Raw genomic sequence first — 20,074 nt, 5'->3', positions numbered from 1 at the left:
CCGAGCGGACACACTTTTTGCTACTTAACCCAAAATTCGGGCGGGGGACTTCTGCTTTTCTTCCTCAAAAAGAGCACCGACAGGAAAGAAGATTTCACCCACCCCGAGACCAAAGTCCATCGGGGCGGGTGAAATCTGTCAAGCCCTCGAAATTTCGAGGTAACTCAGCACTCCAAAAAGCAACTTTTAGACAGCTGCGTCGCGAGCGCCAAGCTCCCGGTCGATACGCAGCAGGCCGGAGCCGTTGTCGCCAGCAATCTCCAGGCGGCCGATGATGCCACGGACGGTGTCCTCTTCCTCAATCTGCTCAACCACGAAGCTGTCCAGCAGCGGGCGGGAGTCGATATCACCCTCGCTATCAGCAAGCTTGCGGAGGTTACGGATAGATGCCGAAACCTTTTCTTCATGCTCGAGAGCGATGCGGAATGCATCGATTGCGGAAGTGACCTTCACCTCCGGCGCGTCGACAGCACCGATCTGCGGGTGGTTGTCGCGAGCATCGAGGTGCGCGATGAACTGGTTCGCATGATTGATTTCCTCATCGGCCTGTGCACGCATCCACTCTGCCATGCCGGAGAGATCCAGCAGATCCAGCTCGATTGCCAGCTGGCGGTAGACATGGGAAGCGGTGAGCTCCATAGTGATCTGGTCGTTGAATGCCTTTTCAAGAGTATCTGTTAGTCGCATGCCTCTACTATAAGCCCAACCCTAACAAATGGCAACGATTATAATACTTCCCTTATAAGCCAGGCCTTGCCTATTTTGCAATCGGCGGCTTAACCTCAGCGGTATGGCTACACTTAATTCGTCAAGCCCATCGACCGATGAAGTTCTGCAGTTTCTTTCTCGACCTGCAGAAACGGCACATGATTCAGCAGCGGTGCCCCTCGGCACCTCCACCGTCACTGCCATCGCCGTCACCAGCGTGGACGGACGCGGCGCCATCGAAGGCACCTCGGGACAGCTCGGCAACGACACCGATGCCACGGTTTTCAACACGCTTCGCGCGCTTACCGACGTCGTTTTCGTTGGTACAGGCACCATTGCGGCCGAGGGTTACGGGCCAGTTGAGATACCGGAGTACCTAGAGACCGTTCGACAGGAGCTAGGTCGCTCCGAGCACGTGGCGATGTCCACACTCTCGCGCTCGTTGGATTTAGATATAAAATCTGATTTTTTCGCGAATGCAGAAGTCAATCCTCCGATAATCTTCACCTCGGCTGAAGATGCTTTTAATGATGAAGAGGCAAAAGCCGCTCACAAGAATAGAGCTAAAAAAATGGAGTCGGCCGGGGTTCGCGTCGTTAAGCTCCCTGACCCCTCGGTAGAAGCGGCGTTAGCGTGGCTGGCCGAACATGGGTATCGGGACATTGTCGTAGAGGGTGGGCCGACAATGTTTCGAGAAGCATTCAAAAACGGGTGCGTCGACGAACTGTTCCTGACGTTGGCGCCGATTTGGGTGGGTAACGGTCCCCTGACTTTCGGCGAGAACGACCCTGATAAGGACTCGAACTCGACGAACCCGCAGGCTTTTGAAGTGCAGGATATCCTACGTTCCGACTCACACATCTTCCTACGCTATTCCCGCAGCTTCACCCAGTAGGGTTGACTATTGTGAGTAAACCAAAAATCGACGTGAGCGCAAGCGCAACGACACCAACGCAAACGTCCAAGGACACGCCAGAAACACCTTCGGTGGCTCCACGACCTCTGTCTCGGAAGGTGTCGCGAGGACTCAGCGCTTTCTTGTGGCCTATCGCCGCTGTGGTGATTTTTCACCGCACCTGGGTTTTGCCAAAAGACGTCTCTGGCACAGATGACTTTACGACGGTCTGGTCGGCCATTAATCGATTCGTATCGCAGGTACCCGTTTATTCGGAAGACTACGTAACAGCCGATCCGCACTATCTGTATTCCCCAGGCGCTACCCTACTTTTAGCCCCGATTGATTTGTTCGGCTCGCTTGAATCGGGCCGGATCTGGTTTGCGGTATTTCAGTCAGCTGCAATCATTGCGGCAATTGTGTTGCTACTCAGGTGGCTTGGTGTTGCGCGCTCTGGCCCCATCATTCCAGCGTCGATAGCACTGCTTTACCTCACGGAACCCGTTACCAACACCCTTGATTTTACGAACGTCAACGGTTCACTGTTCCTTGCATTAGTGCTGTTTTTTATTGCACTGACTGAGCGACGCAATATCCTGGCCGGCCTGATTATCGGTATCGCAATCACTATCAAGCCCGTGTTCTTGCCAATGCTGTTCCTACCGTTTATGCGCAGGCAGTTCTCTACGGTACTGACCAGTATCGTGGTGGTAATTGCGGCCAATGTCATTGCGTGGCCGCTCATGGTCCAACCACGTGACTACCTAGATATCACTATCCCCTACCTGGGAGTTGTCCGTGACTTTGCGAATGCTTCACTGACTGGGCAGCTTGTTTGGCTGGGTGCCCACCCGACACTGATTTTGCTGTGGCAAATCTTTTTCGGCATTTTCGTCTTGGTATCTGTCGTGCTCCTTCTTCGCTGGCTCGAAAGGGATGAGAAATTCTGGATTGCTACAACTTCCGGAGTTCTCTTCACCGGCGCGTTCTTCCTTTCCAGCCTAGGACAGCAGTACTACTCGATGACGCTCTTGCCAATGGTTCTGACCGTGCTTCGCCCATTGGTTTTGGCTCGCGACAATGAAGGAAATATTGGTTCGACTGTCATGTTGAATTGGGGCGCAGGACTCGGAGTCGTACTCTGTTTCTTCTACGCCAATTGGTGGATTGATGAGGATGACCTCTTTTTCCCGTGGTTCACGGTTGCAATCGGCGGTATCGGATGGGCCGTTCTTATTCTCTCCATCACGGCAGCACTCATTCGAATGACGATTGTGGATGCCGTCAATGGGCGTAGCTTTGCATCCGGCTTCAGCTGGCTGAGCGACTGGAAAATCGCAGGCAGGAAGTATAATCAGGAATCTGATCTCAAGTCTCAGGAGGCTATTCATCATGGTTGATTCGCATAGCGAAGACTGGAATCTGAGCGAAGAAGAATGGCGCGAACGCCTCAGTGCCGCGGAGTACCAGGTTTTGCGTCAGGCAGGTACTGAACGCGCCTTCACCGGTGAGTACACCGATACTAAAACTCAAGGTGTCTACCGCTGCCGGGCTTGTGGTTACGAGCTGTTTCGGTCGAAAGAGAAGTTCGACTCTCACTGCGGTTGGCCATCCTTCTTCTCTCCACTAGCAGGAGACCGCATTATTGAGCGCCGAGACACGAGCCTCGGTATGGTCCGCACCGAAGTGCTGTGCAGTCGTTGCAAGTCTCACCTCGGCCACGTCTTTGAGGGGGAGGGATACAATACTCCGACCGACCTGCGCTATTGCATCAATTCAATTTCACTCACGCTGGAACCGGACAAGACGGCTGAATAACTAGATAAAGAAGCAGCGCCGCTGGTCAAAATCCCGTCAGTTAACGGGGCTTGACCAGCGGCGCTGCTAATTCAGCCGTGGATTACGCGCGCTACGGCAGAACGTTGATAATCTCCGCAATGTCATCGACGCGACGGCCCGTGTGGAACGGAATCTCTTCGCGGACGTGCAGACGAGCCTCGGTGTAACGCATCTTCCACATCAAATCCACGATGCGGTCGAGCTCCGGCCCCTCGAATGCAAGGATCCACTCGTAGTCGCCGAGTGCGAACGCCGGTACAGTATTGGCGCGCACATCCGGGTAGTCGCGACCGGCCATACCGTGTTCAGCGAGGATGCGACGACGCTCGGTCGGCTCCAGCAGGTACCAGTCGTAGGAACGGACGAACGGGTAAACCGCAATCCATCGTCCCGGCTCTTCGCCCATGATGAATGACGGCAGGTGCGACTTGTTGAACTCAGCTGGACGGTGCAGCGCAGCGTTCGACCAGTGCGGAGTGGATGCCTGGCCCAGCGGAGTCTCGCGCAGGAAGGCGTTGTAGAACGCCTGCAGGTCTTCCAGCTTCTCTGCGTGGATCCAGAACATGAAGTCAGCTTCAGCACGCATGGCCGAAACGTCGTAGAAACCACGGATGATCAAATCAGTGTCTTCGTAACGAGCCAGGAATTCCTTGGTCTTAGCCACTGCCTCTTCGCGGTTATCGCCGAGTGCACCAGGGGTCACCTTGAAGGCAGACCACATGGTGTAGCGGATGGTGTCGTTGAGCTTCTTGAAATCGAGCTTGGTCATTAGGTGTCTCCTAGTTCGGTTGAAAAGTTTGTTTAAAATCGACGGTTAAGCGCCAGTTTCGTACTTAGCACTAATCTCGCAGCTTTATGCCAGCTCCGCAGCGATCTTGCTAGCCGCAGCTTTGGCGTTGGAAATACACTCCGGAATGCCTGGGCCACTGAGCCACGCCCCTGTTGCTGCAAGCTTCGGCACCTCGTCCAACTCCTGGCGAGCAAAATCCATTAGACCTCCATGCCCCATATCGAAGCGTGGAATCCCCGACCACCAACGCTGGACGAAAACCGCTGTCGGTTCGGCATCAAAGCCAGTCGCCTTAGCCAAATCCGCCTTTGCCCTGGCGATGAGATCCTCGTCGCTGCGATGCACGTGCGAGTCATCATCAAAACGACCGAAACTTGCCCTCACAACGGCACCGTAGCGCTCACCAATATGTGGCCACTTTCGGGACGACACTGTGAAAGCTTTCGCGGACAGGTCCGCACCAATCTCGCACAACACGCCGTTGATCTCCGGCAGCCCCTCTGAGGAGTCAAAACACATACCGACCACCGCCGAGTTCGACGTGTCTACCCCACCTATGAGCTCGGCAGCCTCTGGAGCAATGCTGCTCAACAGCTCCGATGTGGTTGCAGAAGGTGCCGCCACGACAACACCTTCGACGTCGATAGTGCTAATGCTCGTGCCGCTTTCCGACGGCAGTTCCACTGTCACCTCAAAGCCATTGTCATGCTGCCGCAGACCAGTAGCCTTCGTCGACAAGAGGAGTTCGGCTCCCGATTCGTCGACAAGCGTGTTGTAGAGAACCTCGAAGCCATCGCGGAACGTCTGGAATACCACCGGTCGCTTCGTCTTCGTCGAATCTGTCGCAGCCTCACTGCTCAGACGCGCCTGTTGCGCCTGTTTACGTGCTTCTAGAACGCGCTGGACAGCGCCGGTGAGGCTAACATGATCACCAACACTGGCCATTTCATCAAGCGCTGCCGCCAGCTGTGGGATGGTCGCACGCAGACCAAGATCGTATGCGGTGGTTGAGTAGACGCCCCCGAGCAGCGGGGAGACGATGCGGTCAACCACTTCTTCACCGAGCCGCGCCGCGACCAGCTGGCCAACATTCATGTCGTCGCCCAGTACCCAGTGCAAGGCTGGCGTGAGCTCGGGGTTCGACTCGGCATCAATCTTGGCGAGAGTGGCCTCGCTGAGGAGATAGTCCAACCCCTCTGAGCTTCCTGGAATACCGGTGACCGTGTTACGCGGAAGGTCCTTGAGTTCACCGCCAATGTAGAGCTTGGAAGGCAGCCCCGAAGGGGCGACAAGCTGATCTGCCAACCCGAGTTCGTTGAAGAACTCGGTGGCATCGTGACGGAACGCCAGGTACGCCTCAGCGCCCGCCTCAAGAGGGCCGTTAGCTCCTGTTCGAGTCTTCAGCTTGCCGCCAACCTGTGCACTGGACTCGATGACAATTATTCTTGCGGCGGGTCCGAGCTTTTTACGCAACTCATAAGCTGCGGTCAGGCCGGAGATACCGCCACCTACGACGGCAATGGTAGAAGGTTGTGCAACCACGGTATTTCGTACGCTTTCTCTGAGCCCGCACCTCGAGCGGGCACGGTCGATAAGACTTGTAGGAAATTAGCTAGTGCGTGTTTTACACGCCTGTTGCGTCGGCTTTTACGTTGCGTGAATGATTTCAACGGCGCGCGTAATCGCGTCGGCGTCGGTATTCGGTAGTACCCCGTGGCCCAAGTTGAAGATATGTCCACGGGCGTCACCACGCTTTATTGCGCGGTCAGCCTCAGAGCAGATGCGCTGAATCTCTTGGGTCATTGCAGCTTCACCGGCAAAGAGAATCGCCGGGTCCAGGTTGCCCTGCAATGCAAGGCTGTTCTGCGCCGGGTCTGCCCCTCGGTGAACGTCGGAAAGCGTGGCACGAATGCGGTTGGCGGCAACGTCCAGTGGCACGCGCCAGTCGACGCCCATGACTTCTGGGCCGGCTTCAGCCATAGCACCGAGAAGCTCGCCGGTCCCCACACCGAAGTGGATGCGCGGAATGCCGGCGTCGGCAACGGCCTGGAAGATTTCCTTCGAGTACGGCAACACAAAGCGGCGGTAATCACGCTCGGTTAGATAGCCAGCCCAGGAGTCGAAGAGCTGAATAGCGTCCACTCCGGCGCTGATTTGCGCGCGCAGGAAAGCAATCACCATCGGAGTGATCTTCTGCATCAGGTGATCCCACAATTCAGGGTCCGAGTGCATAAGCGCCTTAGTGCGCTCGTGGTTGCGGGATGGACCACCTTCAATCAGGTACGATGCCAAGGTGAATGGTGCACCGGCGAAGCCAATGAGTGCCTGAGTATCAGTCAGCTCTTGCAGAATGAGGCCGATACCCTCGGCCACCGGAGCGAGTTGCTCTTCTGTGACTTCCGGTAGCGCCTTGATGTCTGACTCTGAGCGCACCGGAGTATCCATTACTGGACCGCGACCAGGAACAATATCCAGGTTGACACCCGCGGCCTTCAGCGGCACGACAATATCGGAAAAAAGAATCGCAGCATCAACGTCGTGCCTACGTACCGGCTGCATAGTAATCTCAGCGAGCAGTTCCGGACGGAAGCAGGAGTCCAACATACCGATTTCCTTGCGCACCTCACGGTACTCAGGCAGTGAACGACCGGCTTGCCGCATAAACCACACCGGGCGGCGCGAAGGAGTTCGACCGTAAGCTGCATCAAGAATCGGGGCATCAGTCAAAGTGCGACGATTGTTCATACCGACAATCATGCCCCACATACCTTAGAAATTAATATGTGGGGTACTAAGAACAGGGAAATCGCTCGCCCTGCTGTGCGTTTTCGGCGAACCGTTTGGTCGCTTTCCGCTCTTTTCGGCGCGCCTCCCACTAACGCAAGCGTCATATGGCTAAGTTCAGGCGCGTGAATGGAACCGATTCAACGCCACAGAACTTCCGCGCCGCGGTCGAGTCAATGCACTCTGCTGAACTGCGACCTGAGATTGCTCTGGGCACCGTTCGGCCACCGCAGAAGCTGGCACCGTTTAGCCACGCTGTCTCGCTTGAGGTCACGCAGCCCGAAGCTGATATTGTCCCCGAGTCCTCGGACGATGATGCCTTTGGTCGTTTAATTTTGCTCCATGATCCCCGCAGTGAGGAAACCTGGAACGGTGACATGCGCTTGGTTGCATACATTCAGGCAGATATGGATGCCTCCCTCGCGGAAGATCCGCTGCTTCCCCAGGTTGCCTGGCAATGGCTCACCGAGGCTCTGGCTGAGAACAACGCCGAACTGTCGAACTTGGGTGGCACGGTGACGACTACTAACTCTGTCCGCTATGGCGAGATTGGTGGGAAGCCACAGGCCTTTCAGTTGGAAATGCGCGCATCGTGGACTGCTCGTGGTACCGACCTGCGCACTCATGTTGAATCCTTCGCTCAGGTACTAGCGAACGTCGCTGGTCTGCCACCCGTCGGCGTATCCCTGCTGGGCTGATACTGGCAACTGCTGATACCGACGACCGAAGAGGCGTGCGATGAGCTCCGACGTGGAAACTCCCCCCGACGTAGAGGTAAGACTTGCCCCCGCCGAGGGAACTCCACGCGTGCTTTCCGACATCGACGACATTATTGACGCCGGTGAGCAGCTAGCCAAAGGACACGGTTGGCTCGCAGTCGATACTGAACGAGCTTCGGCATATCGCTACGACGACCGCGCCTTCCTGCTTCAATTCCGCCGCCGTGGGGCGGGCACCTTTCTCATCGATCCCGAAGACGGGCGCAAGGCGATGGACGTTTTCGGTTCCTCAGTCAACAACCTGACCTGGATTATTCACGCAGCTCATTCTGACCTTCCTTGCCTCGCAGCTCTGGGCCTCTACCCCACCAAAGTTATTGACACTGAGCTGGCTGGTCGCATGCTCGGACTGGAGCGAGTCAATTTAGCAGCTCTGACAGAACGACTCCTCGGAGTTGGACTTGCCAAGGGGCACGGTCGAGAGGATTGGTCTACTCGTCCACTGCCAGCGGATTGGCTAGACTACGCCGCCCTCGATGTCGAGCTGCTCATCGAACTCGCCGAGGTTCTTTGCCAGGCGCTCGCTGAACTCGATCGCTTGGAATGGCTGGAACAGGAATGCGAACGAGAACTCTCCATAAACCGTAAATACCTCGATGGTCTGCACGTCGGACACTCGTGGAAGAGGCTCAAAGGGATTGGGAAGCTGCGCACTCCCGAACAACTTCACGTCGCCCGTGCGCTGTGGACTGAGCGTGACGAAATCGCCCAGCAACGTGATGTCTCCCCAACACACATCATGGGTCACAGCGTTCTACGTACAATCGCAGAACAACTCCCCGGTACGCAGCGTGAGCTGACTGCAATCCGTGGATTTCCACGTCGCCGTCGCGGTGCTGCGGACGCTTGGTTGAAGGTCGTTAATGAAGCCCGTCAGGAACCCAGGTCGTCATGGCCGAAGCCGCAGAAGCAGTCTCCCAACGAGATGCCCCACTTTCGACGTTGGGCTGAGCATGCCCCACAAGCCGCCGAGATTTTCGAAACCACGCGAGACTGCATCGACAACATCTGTGCCCAAATACACCTGCGCAAAGACACACTCATCACTTCCGCGCAGACACGTGAACTGGTTTGGTGGATTCACAGCCGCGCAGTCGGCTCATTCGTTTTCCGCCACCACAACAACTACGCTGGCGGCCTGCCGGCCGTTACAGAAATCTCCGCTCATCTCAGCGAACAGGGTTTCCGCCCATGGCAGGCACATTTGCTTGCCGACGTGATCGGTACCTACGTCCTTGCGCCCATGCGGCAGCCACTCTAGCTACAGCTGCTCCAGCACCGCGATGGTTTCAAAGTGATGCGTTAGACCAAATGCGTCCACGACCTCGAGGTGTTTCAACACGTAGCCGCAGTCAGCCCAGTACCGGGCATCGCGGGCAAAAGTTGCCGGATCGCAACCGAAATGTACGACCACGCGTGGCTTGGCCTCAGCAATAGCAGCGATGGCATCCTTACCAGCACCGGAGCGCGGAGGGTCGAGAACGACGATATCCGGGTTTGGTGTTTCCTCATTAGCAACTTCGCGGCGCACTACCCTGGTGACATCCCCGGTTACGAACCGGACTGGTGCCGCAGGCGTCGCATTCCCACTGTGGTCAGCAGCGGTGAAGGCCTTACGCCCCGCCGCCGCTGCCGCTGCAAAACCCTCGACGGAGAGGATTGAGCCCTCGGCGTCAACAACCTTGCGCAGCGCCGCCGCGAGAACACCGGCTCCACCGTAAAGATCCCAAGCACAGGAGAAGGATTGACCGGCCAACAGGTCAATGATGCGCGAACCGTAGAACTCAGGGGCATGGCGATGGGCTTGCCAAAAACCGGTCGTCGGCACATCGAAAGTAATGCCGTGAACAGTGTGCTGTGTGGTTGGCTCGCCTTCTATCAACGTTTGGTTACGGCTTCTGCCGCTGCCGGAGACGTACACAGCACTGCGGTTACCATCGGTGTCCATTGCCACATGGAGTTCTCCTGGCTTCAGCTTCTTGCGACCTCGACCGCTAGCGGGCTTAGCAACGGGGATGGTTCCGGCCGTCGAAAAGCCAGCGATGAGATTGGGAACTGTTTGGACGCACTCGGAGCCGATGACGAGCTCGTGGGAACGGGAACGACGTAACCCCGCTCGTCCCTGGGAATCCACGCCCAGCCGCACGCGCGTGCGCCAACGGGAGGTGGGAGCCAGTGGAAGGACATCGATAGCTGGCAGTTCGTCGGCGGTGAAACGTCCAAGACGGCGCAGGCAATCGGTCAGGACATCAGCCTTTAGACGCGCCGCGTGCTCAGGATCAATAAAACCCCAGTCGCAACAACCCGCGCCCTGCCGAGCTGCTTCGCAACGCTGCGAAATTCGATGCTCTGAGGCATCCAGAACCTCAACGACATTGCCACGCCACAGCTTGGCATCAGGTCTGGCAATTTCGACAACAACGCGTTCGCCGGGGATACCGCCGGTGACGAAACCGATACGTCCGTCATAGCTGGCAATGAATTCTCCGCCGGCAGCGGGACGGTCAATAGTCACTTCGATGTTCACGCAGTGTGATACTACCCGCTGACAAGAGAAAAGCCTCCGTCGGGTGACGGCGGCGGGCAGCGCACAGTGGCGACTGCAGATCCTTTTCTAACTGGACAAGCAGCTAGCTTCTCTGTGCTGGCGGTTTGACCAAACTAATTGGTGGAACCATCCGGGTTGATACCAGTAGCGCCTGGCACCTGCCCGGGTTCACCTTCAGCTTGAGCAGCCTGGGTCTGCTGCTGGTATGCCTGACGAATCTGCTCCGCCATCTGGGACGGCAGCGTAACCGGAAGCGGCTGACCTGCCGGCATCGGGTTCTCACCGCGAGAGACGAAGCTACGGGCAAGGAGACCGCGGGCGAGATCCGCAAGTTCCTCCGCCCGATCAGCCGGACCGGAGGCCGTCATGCGGAGCATCCAACGCGGGCCGTCGGCGCCAATGATTCGCATTTCCATATCGGAGGTGCGGCCAACGACCTCAGAACCCCACGGCCCCTGCTCGACATGGACATCGAGGCCATCGGACTCAAGACCGTCCTTGATTTCCTGAGCGGACTCCTCCCAGAGGCCACCCGACGTCGGAGCAGCGAATGCTACAGGAGTTACGCGACCATGCTCAGTGGCGACGTGCAGCATGGTTGGACCTGTCGGCCCCATCTCCACCTGAATATCACCAACGTGAGGAATAGGCAGCAGCATCGAACCGAGGTTCAGGCTGGCCTTAGCGAAGTCTGAAAAATCAAACTGCGTCGGGCTAGCGCTGCTGATATCGAACGGGCCGTTTGCTGGTACGTTCTCCGCTGCGGTTCCCGACGCGTCGTCATGCAGGGGTGCGGTAGCTTCCTCAGAAACTGGCACCGCAGAGTCGGTGGTAACGGCCTCTGCCTCAGCAGCTGGTTCTTCTGGCTGGTTCTTCTTTCCAAATGGCCACATGGTGGTTTATTGACACCTCGCTAAAAAGAAATCTTTGTATACGCCTTTGTAAACGCTTTATTGAGCTCTTCACGCATTGAACCACACTTGGTGGCGTCCCCGCGCTGTCAGAGACGTTTTAAAGCGTCGTGGACACTCCGGTTGACCCGTGACCGCCCGCACCGCGTTCAGTTTCATCGAGTTCATCGACTTCCACCATCGGGCTGAGCTCGACCTTCTGCACAACCAACTGTGCGATTCGATCACCTTTGGTGATCTCCACCGCATTGGTCGGATCCAAATTGATCAGGCAGACTTTGAGCTCACCACGGTAACCGGCATCAATCGTGCCGGGAGCGTTGACGATGGATAGCCCCTTTTTGAAAGCCAATCCGGAGCGAGGATGAACCAATCCCACTGTGCCCGTCGGCAAAGCAATGGCAATACCGGTTCCCACGAGCGCCCGCTGCCCAGGTGCTAGGACGACATCCTCAACTGAGCTCAAATCCACACCGGCATCATCGGCATGCGCACGCTGGGGAATCACTGCGTCTTTAGCGAGCTTTTTCACTCGCACCGGGGCATAAGTCATCTCTTTGTATATCCTTCGCTGTCGCGTCTTTTAAGAACCGCACTTCGGCCTTGTCAGTACCGAGCATAGCCGTGCCCTAGAATGGAGAACCGTGAGTGGAAAAGATAACCTGCAGCCTCGTCGCGACGACAGCTCAGCATCCGTCTCTGAAGGTGCGGCAATAACAATGAGCTCGAGCGGAGATTCATCGATTGTCTATTCCGAAAAGCTCTGGGTTCCCTGGTGGTTCTGGGTACTCGGAGCTGCTGCCGTTTTCGTGTGCACGGCCCAGATTGGCTTTAACCGTTCACCGATTTGGCTTGTCATCGGCGGCATTATTTGTCTGGCCGTGGGCGTGTGGGTGCTGTTGACTATGTCGAAGACCACGGTGTCCGTGGAAGTGGACAGCACTGGTGAACGCTGGCTTCACGCTGGCACAGCAGTTTTGCCAGCATCGGTTGTTGCCAAATCCCTGGTGGTACCGAAGTCCGCACAGCGCAATGCGTTGGGCCGTCAGCTCGATCCAGCAGCATTCCTGGTTACGCACACGTGGATTCCCACGATGGTGCTGCTAGTCCTCGACGATCCGGACGACCCCACCCCCTATTGGCTGGTCTCCACCCGCCACCCCGAGGCACTGCTTGACAGTCTCTTCGACCGCTAGGTCAATTCTCTCACCGCCGCTACACGCTTGCCGACGGCCCCAGCGCCGCCATAACCGTGGTAGTGGCGGTTTTCCTTTTTCTAAGAAGCTATCCCGGCTGCGCGGGGATTAGGCACAGTCCTGACAGATGGGGAATCCATCGCCGTTATCGATTGCGATCATTGAGCGGTGCATCACCATGAAGCAGGAGCCACAGGTGAATTCATCCTCCCCCTTGGGGGCAACATCCATATCGAATTCTTCACCCGCGATGTCGGCGACCGGCAACTCGAACGGCTCAACAATTTCGCCGTCGTCAGTGTCATCGATTTCCTTCTCAGCAGATGCAGCCTGAAGGCCCTCGAGGGAATCGGTCTCCAGCTCTTCGGTTTCACGAGTACGCGGGGCATCGTAGTTTACAGCCATGTCCCAAACCTTCTTTCTGGACCTTTGCTAGACATTGTGAACTGACTTTTTCTCGGAGAATACAACGCGTTGAGACGATTGACACCCTGTACTCTCCAGTGCCTTTCTCAGCGGATATTAAGACAATTCACGCAATCTGTCATCTCTGCAGGTCAGAATAGGTTTCTATGCCTATTAGACGAGGAGACGATAACATGATGGCTATGAGTTCAGGCCCCGCGAGCATTACGAGCGCATCACATCGACGAAAAATTGTTCCCTACGTGGTGGTTTCCGTCGTTGCTGTAGTGATTGCCGCTACGTTGTGGGTGTTGGCATTCCGCAGCCAACCGGCAAGTTATCCGGTGTCCTGTTCCCTCCCCGCGGCTGGGACCCCTGTTTCCTCCACCACGCTAATCGGAGAGCACGTCGTTCCACCGTCGGATGTTCATGTGCGCGTTTATAATGCCAACGGCAAAGTCGGCCAGGCTACAACCGTCGCCGAGCAATTGCGGCAGCTCGGTTTTGTTCTCGATGAGCAGGTTCCCTACGGCAACGACCCAATTGTGGAAAACCAAGACCTCGGTTGCTTCGGCCAGCTGCGTTATGGTGAGGACTTCAATGGCCAAGCCGCAGCGCTGCACGCTCTTTTCCCCTGTTTTGAGCTCATCCACGATGGTCGGCCGGATGCAACCGTCGATGTGTCCTTGGGTAAGGGGTTTAAGGACCTCGAAGTTGCCAGCCAGGTTGAGGAAACGATGTCCGCATTGAACCGTGGCGAACAAGCCGACCTAGAGGGGTTGAGCTCGTTAGGCTCGAGCACCTGCTCCTAGACCGACGCACTAATTCCTAGCCTTCGCGATAGCACCATCCAATGCCTCGAAGAACGCATCGGCAACTTCAGGATTCGCCGCACCGACACCGAAGTCGAGCGGGTCTCCCTCCGGCCGGCCGGCAGCGTTAGCACACTGAGTGAATTCCGGGACCCTAATCCTTGCGCCTGCTTCAGCCGCAATCAGAGCACCAGCTGCATAGTCCCAAACCTTGATGTCGTGTTCGTAATACGCATCAACACGGCCGTGCGCCACCATGCACAAATCCAGCGCCGCCGCCCCCATGCGCCGAATATCTCGGCACTCCCCCAACAACTGCGACGCTATCCGGCCCTGCACCTGCCGGAGACTAGCGGAATAGCTGAATCCCGTTGCCACAAGTGTCTTTTCCAACTCTGCCGTTGGCGAGCAACTAAGCGCCTGCACAGTGCCGTCCCGCCGAGAAACCTGAGCGCCCTCTCCCTTTGCTGCACTGTAAATCTCTCCCGAGGACACATTTGCCACTGCACCCGCCACTACCTCATTGCCTACGGCGCAGGCAATACTCACAGCAAAATTGGGCAGGCCGTACAGAAAATTCACTGTGCCATCAATGGGGTCTACGATCCAGGTCACCGCTTCGGCCTCGTTGGCAGCCTGCGCTGGGGAACTCGCGCCGTCGTCAAGCCCACCTTCTTCGCCCAAAATGCGGTCAGAGCTGCTAAACGTCTTGATAAGCGAACGAATGAGCTCCTCAGATTCACGGTCGACGACGGTGACGGGGTCAACAGCTGAGGACTTCGTTTCGGAGCTTGCTAAAACGCCATCGGAGCCGAGTTCGACCCGACGACTGGCGATGTGCGCCGCGGCTGCGCGGGCGATAAGTACCGCGCGATCGCGCAATTCCCTGACGCTGGGTCGCACAGATCCGGGGCTATTCGACGCACTAAACCCCCTATTATCTGCCCTGCTAGCGATTTGTTCGGTGCCACGCGAGTTAATGCTCATGCCCCCATTGTGTCTGTTTCGTACAATTTGAGCTATGGGACAACGAATTGGATTTGGCATCGACGTCGGAGGCTCTGGAATCAAGGGTGGACGCGTGGACCTTGATACTGGGCAGCTTATTGGCGACCGCATTAAGATTTTCACGCCACAGCCGGCAACTCCGGAAGCAGTTGCGAATGCCATTGCGGAAATTGTGGACATTGCGCAGTGGGATTCCGATGTCGGCATCACGATTCCGTCCGTCGTACAGAATCAGATTGCCTTGCTGGCCGCCAATATTGACGGTTCTTGGGTTAATACGAACTGCCAAGAGCTCTTCGCTAAGCATCTGCCCAACAACGGAGCGCACGTGCTTAACGACGCTGACGCTGCTGGCCTCGCTGAAGTCCAGTTTGGCGATCCGGGCAATAAGACTGGCGCCGTGTTGTTGCTAACTTTTGGTACCGGCATCGGCTCCGCGCTTATTCATGACGGGTTGCTCTACCCCAATTCGGAGTTAGGCCACCTCGTTATCGATGGCATGGAAGCTGAACACTTTGCATCCGCGAGAGTCAAAGACGTGGAGGGGCTCGGCTTCGAAGAGTGGGCCGAGCGCGTGAGCAAGGTGCTTAGGACCTACGAGGCGCTGTTTTGGCCGTCACGGATTATCGTCGGCGGCGGAATCAGCCGCGAACACGAAAAGTGGATTCCGCTGTTGTCATGTAAGACTCCAGTTGTCCCCGCAAGTTTGGATAATAATGCGGGTATTGCTGGCGCCGCCTTTGCAGCTGACCAGGGGCTTTACCCTTAAACAGTTTCATTTCTTATACGGGGATTGGTAGCTACGTGTCGGGCGTGACACGTGGTTGAAGCCATGCCCCGTGGCGGCGATTTTCAGAATTGGTTTACAATAAGAAGTTGACTCACGGCAAGGTTGAATAATCAACAGGCTCGAGGAGGATTGGGAAATCGAATTCAAGCGCACTGCTTCGATGAGGATTTTCACCGATTGCTTCTTCGCTAGGAGCCAGAAAAGCAACACTGATGACCGTGGCACGAAAAGGTCAGCTCTGAATGTTTTCCATTCGGCTAGTTGGCTATAGACGAAGTAAAGGCGCACCACTGGCGCGTTGAGCTTCTCTCTGACAGAGAGAAGCTGGCGGCGGCTTTGGCGGCGCACACAACGTACATCGTGAAAGGGCGTTCGTGGCAGGCAACGAACTGGGGCAAGCTCAGGACCAATCCACCGGGAGTGGCACCGGTTCAGCTACTCCTGCAAAGAAGGCTGTAAAGAAGGCCATCAAGAAGGCAGTGAAGAAGACCGTGGCAAAGAAGACTGCCGCGAAGAAAACAGCTGCCAAAAAGACGGCTGCTACCAAGACTGCGGCGAAAAAGGCGACCGCTAAGAAGGCAGCTGCCAAGAAGACCGTGAAGAAGGCGGCCAAGAAATCGGTCGCTAAGAAGACCACGCGTAAGGCCGCCGCCAAGAAGGCAACTAAGCGAACAACGGCTGCGAAGGCCACCGCCGCCAAGGCTGCTGCAGCGAAGGCGAAGGACGCGCAGGCTTTAGACGCAACTGAGAACGAAGAGCTCGAGGACGAGGAACTCGACCACGACTTGGAGCAGGAGCGGGACTACGACCCGGATCTGGATGATGATCTCGAAGACGATGATCTTCACGACGATCTAGATGATGACGACCTCGAAGACGACGACCTCGACGATGATGAAGAAGAGGACGACGAGGACGAAGACGAAGACGAGGATGAAGAGGACGAGGGCGACGAGGTCTGGAACGAGGACGAGTCCGCTCGTCTGCGTCAGGCCCGCAAGGATGCTGCCCTCACCGCCTCCGCTGACTCTGTCCGCGCCTACCTCAAGCAGATTGGTAAGGTCGCGCTGCTGACTGCCGAGGAAGAAGTCAGTCTGGCAAAGCGCATCGAGGCTGGTCTGTATGCGCAGTACAAGATTGACGAGGCCAAGGAAGCCGGCGAGCGCATCGCTTACGCTCAGAAGCGCGACTTGCGCGAGATTTCTCGCGACGGTCAGCGCGCCAAGAATCACCTACTCGAAGCCAACCTCCGTCTCGTGGTGTCCCTGGCAAAGCGCTACACCGGCCGTGGCATGGCTTTCCTCGACTTGATTCAGGAGGGCAACCTCGGCCTGATTCGTGCCGTCGAGAAGTTCGACTACACCAAGGGCTACAAGTTCTCCACGTACGCAACGTGGTGGATTCGCCAGGCCATTACTCGTGCAATGGCCGACCAGGCTCGAACCATTCGTATTCCGGTTCACATGGTCGAGGTCATTAATAAGCTCGGCCGTATCCAGCGTGAGCTGCTCCAGGATCTGGGCCGCGAGCCCACTCCGGAAGAGCTCGCTAAGGAAATGGATATCACCGAGGAAAAGGTCCTCGAAATTCAGCAGTACGCTCGTGAACCCATTTCGCTGGACCAGACCATCGGTGACGAGGGCGACTCCCAGCTCGGTGACTTCATCGAGGACTCCGAGGCCGTCATCGCCGTGGACGCCGTCAGCTTCACGCTCCTCCAGGATCAGCTTGGCGACGTTCTGGAGACCCTCTCCGAACGCGAAGCCGGTGTCGTCCGTCTGCGCTTCGGCCTTACCGACGGCATGCCACGTACTCTTGACGAGATTGGCCAGGTCTACGGTGTGACTCGCGAGCGAATCCGTCAGATTGAATCCAAGACGATGTCCAAGCTGCGTCACCCATCGCGTTCGCAGGTGCTGCGCGACTACTTGGAGTAAAGCTTTAACCTGAAGTTGTTCAGGGGCTAACAGCTAGCCCCAGAGAATCGGGCTTGAATGAGGTTTTACACCTTTTTCGGGCCCGGTTTTTCTTTTGGTGTCAGCGCTAGTGAGTTACTGACTGCGTTTATGTCAAAAATGACCTGAAAAATGGCTTGAAAGTGTCATAAACTCACACAGTTTCACATTTGCAGCCAAAAGCCCCGAACCACCAAAGTGGAACGGGGCGAAGGAGCATCTGAGCAACGCTAGGCGGAGAAGCCCGGTGGCGGTTCAGCGCACTGCCCCACCATCCACTACGGGCTACTACCTACCCAGCTAGTACACGACGCCGAATACCCACTGCAGCAGCGTCAGCGACGCCACAGAAATCACGATCAGTGCGACGATGTTCAGCCAGACACCGGCCTTGACCATGTTGTGCATGCTGACGTAGCCAGAGCCATAGGCGATGGCGTTCGGCGGTGTTGCAACCGGCATCATGAATGCCGAAGTAGCCGCCAGAGCAACCGGAACTGCGAAGATCATCTGGTCGTGGCCCAGACCGATTGCCATCGCACCAACCAGCGGCAGGAAGGTCGCGGCCGTCGCGGTGTTAGAGGTGAACTCGGTCAGGAACAGCACAACGGCGCCGACGACAACCACGAGTGCAGCCACTGGCATCCAGCCGAGAGTAGACAGCTGCTCGCCAATCCAGTCCGACAGCCCAGAGGCACCGAACTGCGAGGACAGCGCCAGGCCACCACCGAACAGCAGCAGCACACCCCACGGCAGCTCCAACGCATTTTCCCAGCGCATGAGCTTCACGCCATTAGGGCCACCCGGAATAAGGAACAACGCAATACCCACGGTCATTGCGATAACCGCATCGGCAATCTTGGTGTCGGGCAGCAGCACCGGAACAAAGACCCACGCCAGTGCCGCCGCGATAAACACCAGGAGCACTCGGCGCTCTCCAGTCGACATACGGCCAAGGCGCTTCAACTCGTCACGCATGAGTTCGCGCCCACCTGGAATATGCGTAATCTCCGGCTTAAACAGAACATTTGTCAGCAAAAACCATGCACAGAGCATGAGCACAACCGCCACCGGGACACCCAGCAGCATCCACTGGCCGAACCCAATGTTGACACCCTGCTCCGCCATGTAGGCCGCCAGCATCGCGTTCGGCGGAGTACCAATAATCGTGCCCAGCGAGCCAATCGATGCCGCGTAAGCGATACCCAGCATCAGCGCGATACCGAAGTTTGACTTTGGCATCGGGTCATAGCTTGACGACGACTCCTCGGCCTCCTCCAGCGCATCCCCACCGGGGGTTTCAGCGACGGATTCGCTCGCAGAGCCCGTATCCTCTGCAGCAACCTTTTCATCGTGCAGCATTCGGACAATGAGGCTCAGGACGGACACACCGATTGGCAGCATCATCACGGCCGTGGCCGTGTTGGAGACCCACATCGACAGGAAGCCAGTAGCCACCATGAAGCCGAGAATCAGCATCTTTGGTGACGACCCCATGAGCACCAGAACCCACAATGCGACGCGCTTGTGGAGGTTCCAACGCTGCATCGCCAGCGCCAACAGGAAGCCGCCCATAAAGAGGAAGATAGTCGGGTCTGTGTACTTGCCCGAGAAATCCTTAATCTCCGCGAGGTTGAGAATCGGGAATAGAGCCAGCGGCAGCAGAGCCGTAACGGCAATCGGGATAGCCTCGGACATCCACCACACGGCCATAAGCACTGCTACGCCTGCGGTTGCACGCAGGTTGTGATCGAGCTCAGCCGGCATAAAGAAGTACACGAGCAGGGCCAGGATGATACCGAGTCCTAGACCGGTGCGCTTACGGAAAAGCTCCCGGCTGAGGTATCCACGGTCTTGTTGGCCAGGTGACAGTTCCGGGGAGTTGTCGCGCGTAGATGTCGCTGCCACGATTCACGCTCCTATTTAATAATCAGCAGACATCCTGTATTGCACGCATGTTCAAACGTTTACCGCATGTAGGGGATGCCAAATGTGGGTACTTTCTGACACCAATATCATTACCAACACTCGGCCAGATATGAGATTTCGCTAAGAAACCCCCGGCCGAAACTGCAGGCAGTTGGGCTTCGGGGGTGGATTACGGGGTTAGCTCAATTCCTGATTGCGTATTTGGCGTTGACCGAAAACTCCGGGCACAAAGTAAGACCGCCATTGATGTCGCTTCCGAATTCACTCCGATTGCTTCTTTGGCTGATCAGTACCCATCTGCTTAGAGATGCACTCGGCATACTCTCCCGAGGTGCGCTCGAACTTCTCGCACTTCGACATCGCATCTGATGTCGACGAATACAACATCAGCGACACCACGGCGGCTGCGATACCCGTCACAATGCCGACCACGCCCAATCCGAACGAACCGCTGATGACCGCGTCTCCCCCAGCTGCCTGCACGCGTTTCTTAGCACTCATTGCCTTCGCAATCGCGATGATGCCCAGAACAATGCCAAAGACACCGAGGATGCCACCAACAATCATCCAGGACATCAAGAGTCCGCCGACGCCAAAGATCAGCGCCAGCACGCCAATAGTCCGACCGTCATTGCCTGGTACAGCCGACAAACCACCGCCGGTCAATTCCGACGGCCTCGACTTATCACTGCTTGCCGACATTCTTCTCTCCACCATAGATTGCT

At 56.8% G+C, this 20,074-nt stretch carries 20 protein-coding genes; 9 read left to right on the top strand and 11 right to left on the bottom strand.

Features of this window, described 5'->3' with window-relative positions; translation table 11 throughout:
* Positions 1 to 186: 186 nt before the first annotated feature.
* Complete coding sequence (locus tag HMPREF2787_RS02325; protein ID WP_070858269.1) at positions 187 to 687, bottom strand: ferritin; 501 nt, start codon at positions 685 to 687, stop codon at positions 187 to 189.
* Positions 688 to 790: 103 nt separating this feature from the next.
* Here HMPREF2787_RS02325 and HMPREF2787_RS02320 point away from each other — a divergent pair, with 103 nt between their 5' ends.
* The 3 genes from HMPREF2787_RS02320 (at position 791) to msrB (ending at position 3,421) form a co-directional block, all read left to right on the top strand.
* On the top strand, positions 791 to 1,603 hold the full coding sequence (locus HMPREF2787_RS02320; RefSeq protein WP_070858268.1) for a dihydrofolate reductase family protein: 813 nt from the start codon (positions 791 to 793) through the stop codon (positions 1,601 to 1,603).
* 143 nt (positions 1,604 to 1,746) lie between these two features.
* A complete protein-coding gene (locus tag HMPREF2787_RS02315) occupies positions 1,747 to 3,003 on the top strand; it encodes a glycosyltransferase family 87 protein (RefSeq protein WP_246824160.1) in 1,257 nt (418 codons plus the stop codon).
* The gene (msrB, locus tag HMPREF2787_RS02310) at positions 2,996 to 3,421 is read left to right on the top strand and encodes a peptide-methionine (R)-S-oxide reductase MsrB (protein WP_070858266.1); all 426 of its coding nucleotides are present in this window, start codon (positions 2,996 to 2,998) and stop codon (positions 3,419 to 3,421) included. The genes HMPREF2787_RS02315 and msrB overlap by 8 nt, the downstream gene beginning before the upstream one ends.
* Before the next feature lie 91 nt (positions 3,422 to 3,512).
* Here the strand turns inward: msrB and hemQ are convergent, their stop codons facing one another.
* From hemQ to hemE, 3 genes are all read right to left on the bottom strand, one after another.
* On the bottom strand, positions 3,513 to 4,211 hold the full coding sequence (gene hemQ / locus HMPREF2787_RS02305; RefSeq protein ID WP_070429449.1) for a hydrogen peroxide-dependent heme synthase: 699 nt from the start codon (positions 4,209 to 4,211) through the stop codon (positions 3,513 to 3,515).
* 84 nt (positions 4,212 to 4,295) lie between these two features.
* On the bottom strand, positions 4,296 to 5,774 hold the full coding sequence (gene hemG, locus HMPREF2787_RS02300; protein ID WP_083326628.1) for a protoporphyrinogen oxidase: 1,479 nt from the start codon (positions 5,772 to 5,774) through the stop codon (positions 4,296 to 4,298).
* A gap of 105 nt (positions 5,775 to 5,879) precedes the next feature.
* Entirely contained in the window at positions 5,880 to 6,989 is a 1,110-nt protein-coding gene (hemE, locus tag HMPREF2787_RS02295) for a uroporphyrinogen decarboxylase (protein ID WP_070858265.1), read from the bottom strand.
* Positions 6,990 to 7,123: 134 nt separating this feature from the next.
* Here hemE and HMPREF2787_RS02290 point away from each other — a divergent pair, with 134 nt between their 5' ends.
* Both HMPREF2787_RS02290 and HMPREF2787_RS02285 read left to right on the top strand, forming a co-directional pair.
* Positions 7,124 to 7,714 (top strand): DUF3000 domain-containing protein, encoded by a 591-nt coding sequence (locus HMPREF2787_RS02290; protein WP_070858264.1) that lies wholly within the window; start codon positions 7,124 to 7,126, stop codon positions 7,712 to 7,714.
* A gap of 52 nt (positions 7,715 to 7,766) precedes the next feature.
* Entirely contained in the window at positions 7,767 to 9,056 is a 1,290-nt protein-coding gene (locus HMPREF2787_RS02285; RefSeq protein ID WP_246824158.1) for an HRDC domain-containing protein, read from the top strand.
* On the opposite strand, the gene HMPREF2787_RS02280 is transcribed toward HMPREF2787_RS02285, so the two are convergent.
* The 3 genes from HMPREF2787_RS02280 to dut form a co-directional block, all read right to left on the bottom strand.
* Positions 9,057 to 10,322: a class I SAM-dependent RNA methyltransferase gene (locus tag HMPREF2787_RS02280; protein ID WP_070858262.1), complete on the bottom strand. Its 1,266-nt coding sequence runs from the start codon at positions 10,320 to 10,322 to the stop codon at positions 9,057 to 9,059.
* 134 nt (positions 10,323 to 10,456) lie between these two features.
* Complete coding sequence (locus tag HMPREF2787_RS02275) at positions 10,457 to 11,236, bottom strand: DUF3710 domain-containing protein (protein ID WP_070858261.1); 780 nt, start codon at positions 11,234 to 11,236, stop codon at positions 10,457 to 10,459.
* 118 nt (positions 11,237 to 11,354) lie between these two features.
* Positions 11,355 to 11,807 (bottom strand): dUTP diphosphatase, encoded by a 453-nt coding sequence (gene dut / locus HMPREF2787_RS02270; protein WP_070858260.1) that lies wholly within the window; start codon positions 11,805 to 11,807, stop codon positions 11,355 to 11,357.
* 166 nt (positions 11,808 to 11,973) lie between these two features.
* On the opposite strand from dut, the gene HMPREF2787_RS02265 reads away from it, so the two are divergent.
* Positions 11,974 to 12,450 (top strand): DUF3093 domain-containing protein, encoded by a 477-nt coding sequence (locus tag HMPREF2787_RS02265; RefSeq protein WP_049173043.1) that lies wholly within the window; start codon positions 11,974 to 11,976, stop codon positions 12,448 to 12,450.
* Positions 12,451 to 12,558: 108 nt separating this feature from the next.
* On the opposite strand, the gene HMPREF2787_RS02260 is transcribed toward HMPREF2787_RS02265, so the two are convergent.
* Positions 12,559 to 12,855, bottom strand: coding sequence for a DUF4193 family protein (locus tag HMPREF2787_RS02260; RefSeq protein WP_016422655.1), 297 nt, complete (start codon positions 12,853 to 12,855; stop codon positions 12,559 to 12,561).
* A 203-nt stretch (positions 12,856 to 13,058) separates the two neighbouring features.
* Between HMPREF2787_RS02260 and cei the strand changes: the two genes are divergently transcribed.
* Positions 13,059 to 13,667, top strand: a complete 609-nt coding sequence (cei, locus tag HMPREF2787_RS02255; protein WP_168168045.1) for an envelope integrity protein Cei — start codon at positions 13,059 to 13,061, stop codon at positions 13,665 to 13,667.
* Between the two features lie 9 nt (positions 13,668 to 13,676).
* Here cei and HMPREF2787_RS02250 read toward each other — a convergent pair whose 3' ends face one another.
* Complete coding sequence (locus tag HMPREF2787_RS02250; RefSeq protein WP_246824155.1) at positions 13,677 to 14,570, bottom strand: inositol monophosphatase family protein; 894 nt, start codon at positions 14,568 to 14,570, stop codon at positions 13,677 to 13,679.
* A 118-nt stretch (positions 14,571 to 14,688) separates the two neighbouring features.
* On the opposite strand from HMPREF2787_RS02250, the gene ppgK reads away from it, so the two are divergent.
* Positions 14,689 to 15,444 carry a polyphosphate--glucose phosphotransferase gene (gene ppgK / locus HMPREF2787_RS02245; RefSeq protein WP_070858257.1) on the top strand — a complete coding sequence of 252 codons (756 nt, stop codon included), beginning with the start codon at positions 14,689 to 14,691 and terminating at the stop codon, positions 15,442 to 15,444.
* 395 nt (positions 15,445 to 15,839) lie between these two features.
* Entirely contained in the window at positions 15,840 to 17,402 is a 1,563-nt protein-coding gene (locus HMPREF2787_RS02240; protein WP_070858256.1) for an RNA polymerase sigma factor, read from the top strand.
* 318 nt (positions 17,403 to 17,720) lie between these two features.
* Here the strand turns inward: HMPREF2787_RS02240 and HMPREF2787_RS02235 are convergent, their stop codons facing one another.
* Both HMPREF2787_RS02235 and HMPREF2787_RS02230 read right to left on the bottom strand, forming a co-directional pair.
* The gene (locus HMPREF2787_RS02235; RefSeq protein ID WP_070438311.1) at positions 17,721 to 19,328 is read right to left on the bottom strand and encodes an SLC13 family permease; all 1,608 of its coding nucleotides are present in this window, start codon (positions 19,326 to 19,328) and stop codon (positions 17,721 to 17,723) included.
* Between the two features lie 282 nt (positions 19,329 to 19,610).
* Positions 19,611 to 20,051: a hypothetical protein gene (locus HMPREF2787_RS02230; protein WP_070602507.1), complete on the bottom strand. Its 441-nt coding sequence runs from the start codon at positions 20,049 to 20,051 to the stop codon at positions 19,611 to 19,613.
* Positions 20,052 to 20,074: the final 23 nt, after the last annotated feature.

This window comes from Corynebacterium sp. HMSC061H03 (genome assembly GCF_001838215.1).
GTDB classification, from domain to species: Bacteria; Actinomycetota; Actinomycetes; order Mycobacteriales; family Mycobacteriaceae; genus Corynebacterium; species Corynebacterium jeikeium_D.
Note: the sequence above shows the minus strand (reverse complement) of the source record. Positions and strands in the feature narration are given on the sequence as shown.